The sequence below is a fragment of the Bariatricus sp. SGI.161 genome (assembly GCF_050313695.1).
GTDB lineage: Bacteria > Bacillota > Clostridia > Lachnospirales > Lachnospiraceae > JAFBIX01.
This window is the reverse complement of sequence record NZ_JBNPLX010000011.1, coordinates 101388-116538: the sequence shown is the minus strand read 5'-3', so window position 1 is coordinate 116538 and position 15151 is coordinate 101388. Positions and strand designations below refer to the sequence as shown.

At 40.5% G+C, this 15151-nt stretch carries 10 protein-coding genes and 1 other annotated feature; of the genes, 4 read left to right on the top strand and 6 right to left on the bottom strand.

The window, feature by feature from the left end; translation table 11 throughout:
• Positions 1 to 98: 98 nt before the first annotated feature.
• Positions 99 to 2528 carry a leucine--tRNA ligase gene (gene leuS / locus ACQRBH_RS08645; RefSeq protein ID WP_427742877.1) on the bottom strand — a complete coding sequence of 810 codons (2430 nt, stop codon included), beginning with the start codon at positions 2526 to 2528 and terminating at the stop codon, positions 99 to 101.
• Positions 2529 to 2794: 266 nt separating this feature from the next.
• Positions 2795 to 3044 (bottom strand) — a binding site (T-box leader).
• A 218-nt stretch (positions 3045 to 3262) separates the two neighbouring features.
• Between leuS and ACQRBH_RS08640 the strand changes: the two genes are divergently transcribed.
• From ACQRBH_RS08640 to ilvB, 4 genes are all read left to right on the top strand, one after another.
• Complete coding sequence (locus ACQRBH_RS08640) at positions 3263 to 3685, top strand: hypothetical protein (protein ID WP_427742879.1); 423 nt, start codon at positions 3263 to 3265, stop codon at positions 3683 to 3685.
• A gap of 59 nt (positions 3686 to 3744) precedes the next feature.
• Positions 3745 to 4899, top strand: a complete 1155-nt coding sequence (locus ACQRBH_RS08635; protein WP_427761375.1) for a CapA family protein — start codon at positions 3745 to 3747, stop codon at positions 4897 to 4899.
• Between the two features lie 84 nt (positions 4900 to 4983).
• A complete protein-coding gene (locus ACQRBH_RS08630) occupies positions 4984 to 5562 on the top strand; it encodes a TetR/AcrR family transcriptional regulator (protein ID WP_235231750.1) in 579 nt (192 codons plus the stop codon).
• 94 nt (positions 5563 to 5656) lie between these two features.
• Entirely contained in the window at positions 5657 to 7393 is a 1737-nt protein-coding gene (ilvB, locus tag ACQRBH_RS08625) for a biosynthetic-type acetolactate synthase large subunit (protein WP_427761374.1), read from the top strand.
• 59 nt (positions 7394 to 7452) lie between these two features.
• Here the strand turns inward: ilvB and ACQRBH_RS08620 are convergent, their stop codons facing one another.
• The 5 genes from ACQRBH_RS08620 to ACQRBH_RS08600 all read right to left on the bottom strand — a co-directional run bounded on the left by ACQRBH_RS08620 (position 7453) and on the right by ACQRBH_RS08600 (position 15028).
• Entirely contained in the window at positions 7453 to 8391 is a 939-nt protein-coding gene (locus ACQRBH_RS08620; protein WP_235231752.1) for an AEC family transporter, read from the bottom strand.
• Positions 8391 to 10001, bottom strand: coding sequence for a CvpA family protein (locus ACQRBH_RS08615; protein WP_427761373.1), 1611 nt, complete (start codon positions 9999 to 10001; stop codon positions 8391 to 8393). Before ACQRBH_RS08615 ends, ACQRBH_RS08620 begins: the two co-directional genes overlap by 1 nt.
• A 20-nt stretch (positions 10002 to 10021) precedes the next feature.
• Positions 10022 to 11467: a TrkH family potassium uptake protein gene (locus tag ACQRBH_RS08610; RefSeq protein WP_427742884.1), complete on the bottom strand. Its 1446-nt coding sequence runs from the start codon at positions 11465 to 11467 to the stop codon at positions 10022 to 10024.
• Between the two features lie 17 nt (positions 11468 to 11484).
• On the bottom strand, positions 11485 to 12843 hold the full coding sequence (gene trkA / locus ACQRBH_RS08605) for a Trk system potassium transporter TrkA (protein WP_235231756.1): 1359 nt from the start codon (positions 12841 to 12843) through the stop codon (positions 11485 to 11487).
• 109 nt (positions 12844 to 12952) lie between these two features.
• A complete protein-coding gene (locus tag ACQRBH_RS08600) occupies positions 12953 to 15028 on the bottom strand; it encodes an elongation factor G (protein ID WP_427742886.1) in 2076 nt (691 codons plus the stop codon).
• Positions 15029 to 15151 lie beyond the last annotated feature (123 nt).

Genomic DNA, 15151 nt, shown 5'->3' with positions numbered 1-15151 from the left:
TAGAAAAATGGCGCAGATAATATCTCTATTACCTACGCCATTTCTTATTACACTTTTCAATTCAAGTACTCTATTTGTCGGAAATATTTTCCTTCAATTTATTTCTGTACAATATTGATGATCTTCTTCGGAACATAGATCTCTTTTACAATGGTTCCTGTCAGCTTATCTGCCACTGCTGCTTTTCCGGCTGCAATTGCATCTTCTTTGGAAACATCTGCTGCCACAGAGATGACTGCTCTGGTCTTACCGTTGATCTGCACCGGAACTTCTATCTCATCATCTTTCATAGCTTCTTCATCGTAAGTTGGCCATCCGGCACTGAATACACTGCCTTCGTGTCCTAACTGTTCCCAGATCTCTTCTGCAATATGAGGTGCAAATGGGGACAGAAGAACTGCCATGGTAGACAATGTCTCCTTGTCAATTCCGCCTTCTTTCTTGGCAATCTCAATCAGCTTATTGTTATGCTCCATGAAACCAGAGATTGCTGTATTCAGGCTGAAGCTTTCCAGACGAGTGGTAATATCATATACCAGTCTGTGGCGTTCCTTAATCATCTCTTTGGTAGCTTTTACATCTGCTTCTTTACTGTCCATTACCAGATTCCACAGACGTTTTAAGAAACGGTTTACACCGTCAATTCCACGGTCATCCCACTCTGCATCTAACTCCGGTGGTCCTACGAACAGCTCGTACATTCTCAGAGAATCACATCCGTAATCTCTCACAAGATCATCCGGAGATACCACATTTCCTTTTGATTTGCTCATCTTAATACCATTCTTACCAGTGATCATACCCTGATTGAACAGTTTCTGGAATGGCTCATCAAAATCAATCACACCGATATCGTATAAGAACTTGGTATAGAAACGAGAATACAATAAGTGTAATACCGCATGTTCTACACCGCCGATATACATATCTACCGGAAGCATCTCATCTGCTTTTTCTCTGGATACCAGTTCTTTATCATTATGATTATCAACATAACGTAAGAAATACCAGGAAGATCCAGCCCACTGAGGCATGGTGTTGGTCTCACGTTTTGCAGGCTTGCCACACTGAGGACAGGTGCAATTCACCCACTCATCAATACCTGCAAGTGGTGACTCACCGGTTCCTGTCGGCTCATAGGATTCTACATCTGGCAGACGAAGTGGCAATTCTTCTTCCGGCACTGGTACACAGCCACAATCTGGACAATGTACGATCGGAATTGGCTCACCCCAGTAACGCTGACGAGAGAATACCCAGTCACGCAGCTTATAATTTACAGTTGCACGTCCAATACCGCGCTCCTCAATGATATGTGGTGCTTCTTTCTTCAGCACTGCAGATTCCATACCATTCCACTCACCGGAATTGATCATTGTTCCGTTCGCTTCGGTATAAGCTTCTGTCATATTTTCAATTTCTTTTCCATCTTTCGCAATAACCTGAATAATCGGAATGCCAAATTTCGTTGCGAATTCAAAGTCACGGTCATCGTGTGCAGGTACACACATGATTGCACCGGTACCATAATCGGCCAGTACATAATCAGACAGCCAGATTGGTGTCTTCTCACCGTTTAACGGATTGATTGCATAACTACCTGTGAATACACCCGTCTTCTCTTTATCCTGCATACGATCTACATTAGACTTCATAGATGCATCGTAGATGTATTTCTCAACAGCCTCTCTGGTCTCATCCGTAGCCAGGCTCTTAGCCAGTTCATGCTCTGGAGCAAGAACCATAAAGGTTGCACCATACAAGGTATCTGGTCTTGTTGTATATACCGTAATCTTTTCTTCTCTTCCTTCAACAGGGAAGTCTACTTCTGCACCGTAAGACTTGCCGATCCAGTCAGCCTGCATCTTCTTAACCTTCTCCGGCCAGTCAAGCTTATCCAGATCGTTTAACAGTCTGTCTGCATATTTAGTAATACGGAGCATCCACTGACGAAGATTCTTCTTCGTAACCTCAGTTCCACAGCGCTCACATTTTCCATTTACTACTTCCTCATTGGCAAGACCGGTCTTACAAGACGGGCACCAGTTGATTGGAAATTCCTTCTCATAAGCAAGCCCTTCTTTAAACATCTTTACAAAGATCCACTGCGTCCATTTATAAAAGTCAGGATCTGTTGTATTTACTTCACGATCCCAGTCATACAGTGCTGCAATCTCATTGATCTGACGCTTGATATTCTTAATATTCTCAGCGGTAGAAATTGCCGGATGTACTCCCATCTTAATGGCATAGTTCTCAGCAGGCAGTCCGAACGCGTCCCATCCCATCGGATGAATGATATAGTAACCCTGCTGCAATTTATATCTGCTCCATACATCAGAGATTACATATCCTCTCCAATGTCCAACATGAAGCCCATTTCCTGACGGATATGGGAACATATCCAGACAGTAATACTTCTCACGTTTTGTTCCATCTGCATTTTCTTTGACGTTAACAGGATCTTTTTCCCATCTTTCACGCCACTTTTTCTCAATTGCCTTATGATTATAAGGTACGTTTGACATCTTTCCATTCCTCCTATATTGATTACTTGGTGAGGTTCTTCACGAACCTAGTAAGCAATATACAACCTGCTGGCTTAGCGAGGTCCTTTCGAGCTTAGCAGCATGGTTGTCTCCTTACTTACTTGGTGAGGTTCTTCACGAACCTAGTAAGCAATATACAACCTGCTGGCTTAGCGAGGTCCTTTCGAGCTTAGCAGCATGGTTGTCTCCTTACTTACTTGGTGAGGTTCTTCACAAACCTGACAATAAAAAAGCCTTCACATCTCTCAAGAGACGAAAAGGCTTAGCTTCCGTGGTACCACTCTTCTTCATATGGAAGTAAAACTCCATATGCACTCATTCTTTTCTGTAACGGGAAATCCCGCTCCTGCCTATACTATTATGACTGCTTCGAACCGCCATATCATTCAACAGAAGAACTCCGAGGCGAGTTGGGAGATTACGCTTACTGTCTCGCACCATCCGACAGCTCTCTGTAAACGATAGGCTCTTAATACTCCTCATCAACGTTTCTATAATATATTAACTATTTGCCTAATTATTATATGAAGAATGTTAAAATAAGTCAAGCCCTTGTTTTACTTTCTATTATACAACAAACAAAACATTGTGCATCTTTCCATGAAAATGTATAATTTTAAGGTTGTTCCCTCTACATCTTTAGTGTATAATAGACATAAGTAAATCGTACTGAGGTGTTCAGTATAATATGATACATAAAGGAGAGATTTCCCATGGTAAATTTATTAACAGGTCCGAAAGGCAGCGGAAAAACACAACAAATGATTGAACAGGCTAACGCAAAAGCAAAAGAATGTAACGGCAATGTAGTATTTATCAAGAAAACTCACAGAGATACAGCAAGTGTTGCATTTGATATCCGTACAATTTGTATGGATGATTTTCCGACAATTACCAATACAGATGAATACATTGGATTTTTATATGGCATGTATAGTTCTAACCACGATATCGAATGTATATTTATTGATGGTATTCTAAAACATGCTGATATTTCTTTAGACAGCATGCCTGATTTTATTGAAAGACTGAAAAAGATTTCAAAGGAATGTGGCATCGAATTCTATGTAAGTATTAGTGCTGATAAATCTGATTTATCAGGAATTAATGCCGAAGGATGCACATTTTTGAACTAATATAACGATTTCAAAAGGAGAGGGCAGTCCAACCGGACTGCCCTTTATGGTACAAAAAGATGAGTGGTATCAAAGATGCAAAAAAGAAAAGAGCCAGACGCCAGAAGATGAAAAGACTTCGCATAATGTTGTGCATTCTTCTTTTTCTCTTTCTATGTATTCTACTGTTTTTGACAGTGCGTTCTTTTCATTCTGAAGAAAAAGAAGAAAAGGCAGAAACACCGCCACCTTCTGACAATATTGATACATCTAAAGTAGATGTACAGGAACTGGTTATTAACAGTACAAAACCTTCCGACTCTGAAGCACCGGTTTCTATTACCGTAAGTTCTATGGGTGACTGCACACTGGGAACGGATGTCAACTTCGCACAATCAACCAGCCTTCCCGCATATTACGATACCTATGGTCCCGATTATTTCTTCCAAAATGTACGATCCATACTGGAAGCCGATGATCTGTCAATTGTAAATATGGAAGGTACCCTTACCACTTCCGATCAACGCGCAGACAAGACTTATGCGTTTAAAGGCTCCCAGGATTACGTCAGAATTCTTACCGGCAGCTCTATAGAAGCCGCTAATCTGGCTAATAACCACAGTATGGATTATGGAGATCAAAGTTATACTGATACAATCAGTGCTTTAGATGATGCAGGCGTCGCAAGCTTTGGTTTTGATCACGTTAAAATCCTGGATATCAAAGGAATCAAAGTAGGTGTTACCGGTATCTACGAACTTGCAGAACATCTGGAAAAGAAACAGCAGGTAAAAGAGAATATAGCTGCATTAAAAGAAGCAGGCGCACAATTAATCATAATTAATTTCCACTGGGGAATGGAACGAGAATATCAGCCAAACGATACACAGAAGCAATTAGCACATCTGGCAATCGACGAAGGTGCCGATCTGGTAATCGGTCATCACCCTCATGTATTACAGGGTATCGAAAAGTATAAAGACAAATATATTGCTTACAGCCTGGGAAATTTCTGTTTCGGAGGGAACTCCAATCCAACAGACAAAGATACCATGATCTTTCAGCAGACATTTACCATTACAGAAAATGGGGTTGAAAAAGACGACAACATCAATATCATTCCATGTTCGCTTTCTTCCGCCAGCAGCTACAATGATTATCGTCCTACACCGCTAGACGAAGACGAAAAGCAACGAGTACTGAACAAAATCAAAGAATATAGTTCGAATCTGTGATGAACAAACTGACCAATAATCCATTCTTGAATTTCAACAACAAAAGTGTTAAGATGAAAGTACGCACTTGCATGGAGGTATGCTATGGATGAGACAAGTCAGAAAATCATTGACGCCACGATGTCTTTAATACGGGACAAGGGATATGTAGCTACAACTACCAAGGATATCGCAAAAACTGCAGGTGTCAATGAATGCACTCTGTTCCGTAAATTTAAAAGCAAAAAAGATATCGTTTTACATGGCGTGGCCCAGGAGAAATGGCGCGGAAATATTACTCCAGAGATCTTCCAGAATGTCACATGGGACTTGCAGCATGATCTGGAAATGTTCATGAATGCATATATGGAGAGGATGACACCCGATTTTGTGAATCTTTCCATTGGATTACGGGCACCACAGCTTTATGATGATACAGCCTCATTAATTATGAAAGTTCCACAGGCGTTCTTATCTTCTCTCGTAGATTATTTTAAAAAAATGGAAGAAAAAGGGAAATTACCACATCTGGATTTTGAATGCCTGGCGCTCACTATCTTTTCATCCACTTTTGGATATACTTTTTTACGCGCATCCTTTGATGATAAGTTGACGTCTATAGAGAAAAAAGCCTTTATTAAACAAAGCGTCGAAGTGTTTTGCCGGGGAATTCCGCAAATATAATGAATCAGGTACTATCGGATATTTATTTATCTGGCAGTACCTTAAATATTAATCTTTATGCAAGCAAGCACATGCATACAAAGGAGGTTGAAGCATGAAAATATCTGGTGCAAAATTATTTGTTAAAGCTTTAAAGGAAGAAAAGGTCGACGTACTGTTTGCCTATCCCGGAGGGCAGGCCATTGATCTGTTTCATGCCCTTTATGGCGAAACAGATATCAAAGTCATCCTGCCGCGGCATGAACAGGGATTAGTTCATGCCGCTGATGGTTATGCCCGTTCTACCGGAAAAGTTGGTGTCTGTCTTGTAACAAGCGGACCAGGTGCCGCCAATCTGGTAACCGGCATTGCGACTGCCAATTATGACAGTGTTCCAATGGTATGTTTTACAGGACAGGTGCCGACAAAACTAATCGGTAATGACTCTTTTCAGGAAGTAAATATTGTTGATATTACCAAAAGCATCAGCAAATACGCAGTTACTGTTAAAAGGAGAGAAAATCTGGCTGAAATTATAAAAAAAGCATTCTATATCGCCAAGACCGGGAAACCAGGAGTCGTGGTAGTTGACATTCCAAAAGATATTCAACAGGAATTGGGAAGCGATGATTACCCTTGCACAGTAGATACTCAGGACTGCAAGCCCAAAAACACCATTCCTTCCCTTCAGATTATCAAAGCCTTAGACATACTAGATCACTCCAAAAGGCCTGTTTTCTTAATCGGTGGTGGTGTAAATATAGCTCATGCAGGTACAGAAATGACAAAACTAATCCAACTGACCGGCATCCCTGCTGTCACGACCATCATGGGAAAAGGTGCCATACCATCCGACCATGAACTATACATTGGAAATATAGGCATTCACGGCAGTTATGCTGCAAATTCTGCAATCAGTCAGTGCGATGTACTATTTTCTATCGGGGCAAGATTTAACGACCGCATTACAGGAAAAACAGACGAATTCGCGCCAAATGCAAAAATCATCCGCGTTGACATAGATCCAATCTGCATTTCCAGAAATATTGAAGCAGATCTTTCTATCGTTGCTGACGCAAAAGATGTAATCTGCTCATTACTTGAGAAAGCCGGCCCTTTAAATATCAGAAGTTGGACAGAACAAATCAACACATGGAAAAAAGCACACCCTATCCATATATCCGGCGACGGTATGACACCTGAGTCGATTATCGGTCAGATCAACCAGATATTCAAAAATGCTATCATCGCAACAGATGTCGGACAACATCAATTATGGACGACTCAGTTTCTTGATCTCAATGAGCACAAACAACTTCTGACTTCTGGCGGTCTCGGAACTATGGGGTATGGTTTCCCGGCAGCACTTGGAGCCAAAATTGGAAACCCTGAAAAAGATGTGATCGTAATATCCGGGGATGGAAGTATACAGATGAATATTCAGGAATTAGCTACTGCTGTTGTAAATGAACTGCCGATTATTATCTGTATCTTCAACAACAGCTATCTGGGAAATGTAAGGCAATGGCAGGAGATGTTCTACCAAAAACACTATTCGCAGACCTGCCTTCGCCGCCGCAAAAGCTGTGCCGCTATCTGTAATACACCAACCCAAAACTGTCCGGAATATACTCCTGATTTTATACGTCTGGCAGAAAGCTATGGTGCAAAAGGAATCCGTGTCACAGAAGAATCGGAAATAGCAGATGCACTCACCGAAGCAAAGCAAAACCAGAAAGCACCAACAATCATTGAATTTATCATTGAACAAGAATTGAATGTACTGCCGATCGTCCCGCCAGGCAGACCGTTACAGCATATGATTTTAGAAGGCTCGCAAAAGAATGCATAATAAAAAGTGGAGGATTTCATCTTTCCTCCACTTATCGTTCCGTCAATCAGTTCAGTTCTTTATATATAAAACAGGAATTCATACAATAACGTGATCAAAGGCATGGTAATGATACAGAAAATGACAGACATTACATTAATTACGCTGGCATATTGCGCATCTTTATTATATATCTGGGCAAGCTGAGTTACCATAGCTGCCGAAGGTGCCGCTGTAGCAAGTAATACAACCATAAAGATATATTCTGCATCATTATGTAAGCCCAGGTGACCCAGGAATGCAAAGGACACTGTTGCAATCAACGGAAATACAATCAACCGCAGCAGACAGATCAGATAAGGACGTTTTTGTCTGAACACCCACAGAAGATTCACATCTCCAATGACCATACCAATGACCAGCATGCTGGCGGTACTCACCATATCGCCAAACCCACTGACACTACTGCCTATTACAACTGGAAGCCTGATTCCAGTGGCAAAAAATACGAATCCAAGGAATATGGCAATCAGATTCGGATTCAACAGAATCTTCTTATAATCTCTCTGCTGTTCCTGATTCACAACGCTTACTCCATGTGTCCAGACCAAAACAGCCTGAACCATGATAAATGCAGATGTATAGAATACCCATTCACTTCCCAGTACCGCCGATACCAGCGGAATGATCAGATAACCTGAATTCGTATAGATAATAGAAGCCTTTTCAATACTGTTAATATTTAAAGGCTTCTCAATGAGCTTTGTCACAGCAATCATCACAACATGCACAATAACTGAAAGAACCGTTGCCAGAAGCAGCCCATATACTTTGTCCTTTGTTAATTCAATTTGAAAGGAATTAAAGATTGCACATGGTGAACAGATATATACAACGATATTAGATATAATCTTACTGTCTTTCGTTTTAAATAGTCCTATCTTTACAATAATATATCCTACGACCATCGTTAAAAACATGGCCATAATCTGCTCTGCCAAAAGTATACTCAATTCCATTATTTCTCTTCCTTAATCTCCAGAGACATGACTGTGTTTGCTTCGTCCCCCTCTTTGTATTCCATGGTAATCTCCTGCCCGGTTTCACATCTGACAACATCAATATAATCAACAACTGATACGTCAAAGATATCATCAGAACCTTCCACCATGATATAATAGTGCGATGTTCCCTCTAACACTGCCTGTGCAATCTTTGTAATCTTACCTTTGATGGTTTTTACCTCTCTGGTATCTTCTTCAACCTGTTTCACCCCATTGCTCAGCAATAATTCCAGATAATTTTCTTCGCACTGGCTTACACTGTCGCCTATGGCAACAATCTGATATTTCTGAACATTTACCATAGCATACTTTTTCACAAGCCCCGCATCATCTTTTAAAGCAATAAAATATGTCGGTTCATCAGAAATATTCAACAACAGAGGAAATGTCGCAACATACCCCAGATTCTGTACCTGTCCTTCTGCGGAAGACATGGCAGAGGCTTCTGTCGCACCTTCTACTTTATAATATTTTGTCTCCATAGTACGCTGGTTCGAAAGCACAAAACCAACATTAGACTGATCTCCGTTTACAGATGTCACTCCAGTATACATCCACACATCATCATCCAGCGCCAGATAATTATATCCGTCTGTCGTTTCCAGACAGTCTTTCTGACTTAAAACGCTATTCAGGAAACCATGCTTCAATGTTCCATAATAATCAAACAACTGCACCAGAAGATCTGCAGAATATGCACGATCTACCCACTGTGGAACATCTTCAATATCATAAGTCTTGGTCTCTCCGGTAATGGCATTACATAATACTACTTTACCAACCGTTTCACCGCCAAAAAGTCCAATATTAAACTTCTTTACCGGTGCGATCCAATAAGGTACACCTTTGTCATCAATTTCAAAACTTAAGTCTCCATAGATATAGGTCGGATGTGCAAACCGCAGATGCCTGTAAATATTCCGATTCAGATGCTCGCTGGTCGTATACTTCATTCCCTCGTCAAGTTTCACAAGTTCCGTAGTCTGTGTTGCCATATTAATACGGATATAAGCCGGAATTCCATTCGAACGATTGGTAAACCATTTGATCAAATTCGCATATTTCAGCGGAGACACACGAACCGGATTATCCTGATAATTAATCTGGCTATAGATATCATCCACCTCAAACTGTGAGACCATATCTACCATACTTCCCATCTTACGGTCTCCCAGAATCTCTGCCGTATCTTTATCCAGAAGCGGAATCTTATCAAACGAAAGTTCTTCTACATCCTCCGTAAACTCTCCTTCTTCAACAGTCAACAATTTCTGATACTTTCTGGCATTTACAATCGGAGACGATAATAGAGAGCCGATCAGATAGATGATTCCGAGTCCAAGTATAATAATTCCAAAACCTTTCATCACTTTACTCTGCCGGAATTCACCTCTTCCGAGTCTTTTACGCATTGCATAACAGACCGCCAGCACAATAAATATCACAATTACAAAAAACCATGTGTCTGAAGAGTGGATATTGATTGCCGGCAATGAAATATAATAATATAAACCTGCCAGCAATACTACAATAATTGCAATTAAAAACTTCTTTTTTCCTTTCATACTACCTCCTGTTCTATACTCTAGAACTTTCTTTTCCATGCTGAAGCTGTAAATAACATTAAAAATGGAAAGATTTCCAAACGCCCTGCAAGCATATCAATGCAAAAAACCAGCTTGGATAATGGTGAAAATGCCGCAAAATTTCCTGCCGGCCCTACCCTTGAAATTCCAGGTCCGATATTATTCATTGTCGCTAACACAGAGCTGAATGTAGTCGCAAAATCCATATTATCAATAGAAATAAGCAGAACAGACCCTATCAAAAGAGCAGCGTATGACATCAAATAGACATTGACGCTTCGAAGAACTTCATGATCCACTTTTTTCCCATTGATTCTGATAATATTTACAGACTTAGGATGTGCCAGTTTCATAACCTCCTGTTTAATATTTTTCAATACCATCAGGAATCGCGAAACTTTCATTCCACCTCCGGTAGAAGATGCACAGGCTCCAACGATCATCAAAAACAAAAGTATACATTGAGAAAACATCGGCCACTCATTATAATCTGCTGTTGCATATCCTGTCGTTGTAATAATGGATGCCACCTGAAACACTGCATAGCGAAATGCTTTTAATGGATTGGGATACTGTCCGCTGATATTCAGTGTAATCGCCGCTGTCGAAAGAGATATAATCAGCAAATACGCCTTTAATTCTTCATTTTTGAAAACCATTTTGTATTCTCCGATCAACAGCAGAAAATACAAGTTAAAATTAATACCAAATAATATCATAAATGTAGTAATGACACCATCGATATATGCACTGTTAAAATATCCGACACTGGCTCCGTAATTGGCAAATCCTCCGGTACCTGCTGTTCCGAATGAAAAGATCAGGCTGTCAAAAAGTCCCATTCCACCAAAAATCAAAAGTATGATTTCTATAGATGTCAGTCCAAAGTACATTCCATAAAGAATTCTCGCTGTAGAAGTCATCTTGGGAACCAGTTTATCTTTCTCTGGCCCCGGAACCTCTGCACGCATCAGGTGCATGGTATTCTTCTTGTCCAGAGAAGTAAGCACCATAACGAATACCAGTACTCCCATACCGCCTACCCAATGAGTAAAGCTTCTCCAGAAAAGCATACATTTTGGTAACGCTTCTATGTCTTCAAGAATACTGGAACCTGTTGTCGTGAAACCGGATACCGTCTCAAAAAAAGCATCAACAAAATCAGGGATACAACCTGACAGACAAAACGGTAACGCCCCAAATAAAGACCATAAAATCCACGCACTGGCGACAATAACCATTCCTTCTTTTCCATAGATCATCCGATTCGTCGGGCTCTTTCTTCCAAACAGGAAATAAGCAACGAATAATATTACTGTGGGTATCAGAAAATACACTCCACAGAACTCCTGATAAATAAGGGATACAAAAGCCGGGAGTAGCAAAAGTACGCCTTCGACTCCCATCATCTTTCCCAATATGTATCGTATCATCTTTGTATTCATAATCTTTTCTCGTCTCCCTACGCCAAAATATCTTTCAAATCATTGATGATATGATCCTTCGTAATTACAATTACACTGTCGCCAACCTCCAGATGATCCTCTCCGTTTGGAATAATGATCCTTCTGTTTCGTCCAATACATGCAATCAGATTATTTGGCTTTGTCGGAAGATTTTTAAGCGGAACATTGGTCAGGCTACTTTCCTTTTTTATAATAAATTCCATTGCCTCTAAGCTACCATTTAATAACCGATATATAGTCTCAACATTGGCACTGCTATAAGAATTATTTCTTGCTCTTACATAACCGACAATTGCATCTGCTGCGGCACTTTTCGCCGAAATAATACTGTCAATTCCAAGACCTTCTACCATCTGCGCTCTGGAATCTTCATTCACTTTGGCAATAATCTTGCTGACTCCCTGCGTTTTAGCGAAAAGTGACATAATGATATTCTCTTCATCCATTCCTGTCAACGCAACAACTGCATCCGCATTTCCGATTCCTTCCTCCAGAAGCAGATCATGGTCTGCCGCATCTCCATGAATCACTGTAACACCTGGCAATGCCTCGCATAGATATTCACAAGTCTTTTCATTACGCTCCACAATCTTTACCTGCATACCTACCTGGAGAAGCTGTCTGGTAAGATAAAAGCAGACGTTACCGCCGCCACAGATCAAAACCTTCTTTATCTTTGCATTTCTTCGTCCTAATGCCTTAAAAAAAGCTTTCAAATCCTGATGTGCCGCTGCGATATGGAGTCTGTCACCTTGCTGCAATACAAAATCTCCATCAGGAATATAAATCTCACTCCCTCGCTTCACCGCGCACACCAATATTTTGATCTGAAACTTTCGATATATTTCAGCCAGTGACAATCCTGCTAACAGACTTTCTTCTCTCATAACATGCTCGATCAGTTCCACTCTTCCCTTCATAAAGGTCTCTACTTTACATGCCTCAGGGAGTAATAATACACGAGAAATCTCATTTGCTGCCGCAAGTTCCGGATTGACTGCCATACTCAGATGCAAATCTTCTTTTAAAATATCTATCTGGCGATAATACATCGGATTACGCACCCTCGCAATTGTATGTTTTGCACCTAGCCTCCTTGCAAGCAGGCAACTTAACATATTCATCTCATCCGTAGATGCACATGCAATAACCAGATCGGCATGTGGTACATCTGCTTCTTTCTGTATCTCAACATCAGCGCCATTCCCTGTAATACAGAAAACATCCATTTGATTCAACGATTCCCTTAACTTTCCGGCATTCTGATCAATCAAAACAATATCATAATCTTCTTCTGACAACTGTGCCGCTACTTTATGCCCGACTTTGCCATCACCAATTACTACTATCTTCATTTTCTATGATCCTCTATCTACTATTATTTTTTCATATAACAAGGAGATTATAGCACTTTTAATCTAAGAAAAAAAGCCCTTACGGGCTTTTCTTCTATGTGAAAAATCTCTATTCTTCTGCTGCTCTTTTTGCGATCTCAGCTTCCTGAACGTCAGATGGAGCCTGCTCATAACGTGCAAATTCATAAGAATATGTTCCTCTTCCTCCAGTCATAGAACGTAATACTGTACAATAACCAAATAATCCTGTCATAGGAATATCTGCAACGATCTCCTGGTAACCACCTGCAATTGGATTCATGCCAAGCACTCTTCCGCGGCGCTTATTCAGATCTCCCATAACATCTCCTGTATAATCATCCGGAACGATAACTTTAATAGAGGCAATTGGTTCCAACAGAACCGGTCCTGCTTCCATGAAACCTTTCTTGAATGCTTGAATCGTTGCAGTCTTAAATGCCATTTCAGAAGAATCTACCGGATGATAAGATCCATCATACAATACCGCTTTTACACCAACTACCGGATAACCAGCCAGAGGCCCTTTCAGAACAGACTCCTGCAGACCCTTTTCAACAGCCGGGAAGTAGTTCTTCGGTACAGCACCGCCAACAACCTCTTCTTCAAATACATATGGTGTCTCAAGATCACCGGATGGCTCGAATCTCATCTTAACATGACCATACTGTCCATGTCCGCCAGATTGCTTCTTATATTTGGTATCTACGTCTGATTTCTTCTTCAAAGTCTCACGGAAAGCAACTTTCGGAGTCTCCAGAGTAACTTCACATTTATATCTTTCTGCCAACTTGCTTACTGCTATTTCAAGATGCTGGTCGCCCATACCATAGAGCAATGTCTGACGGTTCTCACTGTCATTTACTACTTTCAAGGTTACATCTTCTGCCATCATCTTCTGCAATGCCTGAGATACTTTATCTTCATCTCCTTTATTCTTGGTTACATATTTCATATATGTATATGGCTTTGAATAATCTGTCTTACCATACAGAACCGGAGTTGTCTTAGTAGAAAGAGTGTCTCCTGTCTTTGTAGCCGTAAGTTTTGCAATTGCTCCGATATCACCGGCAAATAATTCACTTACTTCTACCGGCTTATTTCCAATCATTGTATATATCTTTCCTAATTTCTCATCCGTCTCTGAATCGGAATTGTAAAGTGTATCATCGCCTTTTAATACACCAGAGCAAACTTTAATGAATGAATATTTTCCAATGAATGGATCTACCATTGTCTTAAATACATATGCAGATTTTGCTTTTGCGAAATCATAATTTGCTTCATATATCTCATTTGTCTTGCGATTGATACCTGCACATTCTCTCCAATCAGGACTTGGGAAGAATCTGACAATATCAGATAAGAGATTTGCAACGCCCTGTGCCTGAATATTTGATCCCATTGCAACAGGAACGATACTGCCTTCCATAACCTCTGTACGCATCGCAGCACGAATCTCTTCTACAGAGAACTCATCTCCTGCAAAATAACGCTCCATATATTCATCACTGATTTCTGCAACTGCCTCTAACAATTTCTCACGATAAATTTCAAGGTTCGGTTTACAATAATCCGGAATCTCACATTCCTCTCGCTGTCCAATACCTGTATAACGTCTTCCTGCATTCTTAATAACATTGACATAACCAACTAATTTCTCATTCTCACGGATTGGCTGGAAATGAGGTGCGATTACTTTTCCGTATCTGTCAGTCAGATCCTGAACAACCTGACGGAAACTAGCATCGTCTACATCCATCTCCGTTACATATATCATACGTGGCAGGTTATACTTATCACACAATTCCCATGCTTTCTCCGTTCCTACTTCCACACCTGCCTTACCGGACACAACAATTACAGCTGCATCTGCCGCACTGACTGCTTCTTCAACTTCTCCCACAAAATCGAAGTATCCCGGTGTATCCAGTACATTAATCTTTGCTTTTTCCCACTCGATTGGTACTAAAGTTGTACTAATTGAAAATTCACGTCTCTGTTCTTCTTTATCAAAATCACTAATCGTATTACCATCTGTAACTTTTCCCATACGATTGGTAGCTCCTGATACATAAGCCATAGCCTCTACAAGGCTTGTCTTTCCGCATCCCCCATGTCCTAACAGGACAACGTTTCTAATCTCATCCGTTCTGTAAACCTTCATAATTAGCTGCCTCCTTATATTGGTAAAATCTCATGTATATATTGTACTAAAAAAAAGCTTCTATTACAACTCTTTTATACACAATTTACAACAAAGTATGCTTCTATGCTTTAAAGCGTTATA

Excerpts from the sequence above, each read along its gene's own strand:
- leuS (WP_427742877.1), bottom strand. The coding sequence starts at position 2,528 with ATGTCAAACGTACCTTATAATCATAAGGCAATTGAGAAAAAGTGGCGT.
- ACQRBH_RS08640 (WP_427742879.1), top strand. The coding sequence starts at position 3,263 with ATGGTAAATTTATTAACAGGTCCGAAAGGCAGCGGAAAAACACAACAA.
- ACQRBH_RS08635 (WP_427761375.1), top strand. The coding sequence starts at position 3,745 with ATGAGTGGTATCAAAGATGCAAAAAAGAAAAGAGCCAGACGCCAGAAG.
- ACQRBH_RS08630 (WP_235231750.1), top strand. The coding sequence starts at position 4,984 with ATGGATGAGACAAGTCAGAAAATCATTGACGCCACGATGTCTTTAATA.
- ilvB (WP_427761374.1), top strand. The coding sequence starts at position 5,657 with ATGAAAATATCTGGTGCAAAATTATTTGTTAAAGCTTTAAAGGAAGAA.
- ACQRBH_RS08620 (WP_235231752.1), bottom strand. The coding sequence starts at position 8,391 with ATGGAATTGAGTATACTTTTGGCAGAGCAGATTATGGCCATGTTTTTA.
- ACQRBH_RS08615 (WP_427761373.1), bottom strand. The coding sequence starts at position 10,001 with ATGAAAGGAAAAAAGAAGTTTTTAATTGCAATTATTGTAGTATTGCTG.
- ACQRBH_RS08610 (WP_427742884.1), bottom strand. The coding sequence starts at position 11,467 with ATGAATACAAAGATGATACGATACATATTGGGAAAGATGATGGGAGTC.
- trkA (WP_235231756.1), bottom strand. The coding sequence starts at position 12,843 with ATGAAGATAGTAGTAATTGGTGATGGCAAAGTCGGGCATAAAGTAGCG.
- ACQRBH_RS08600 (WP_427742886.1), bottom strand. The coding sequence starts at position 15,028 with ATGAAGGTTTACAGAACGGATGAGATTAGAAACGTTGTCCTGTTAGGA.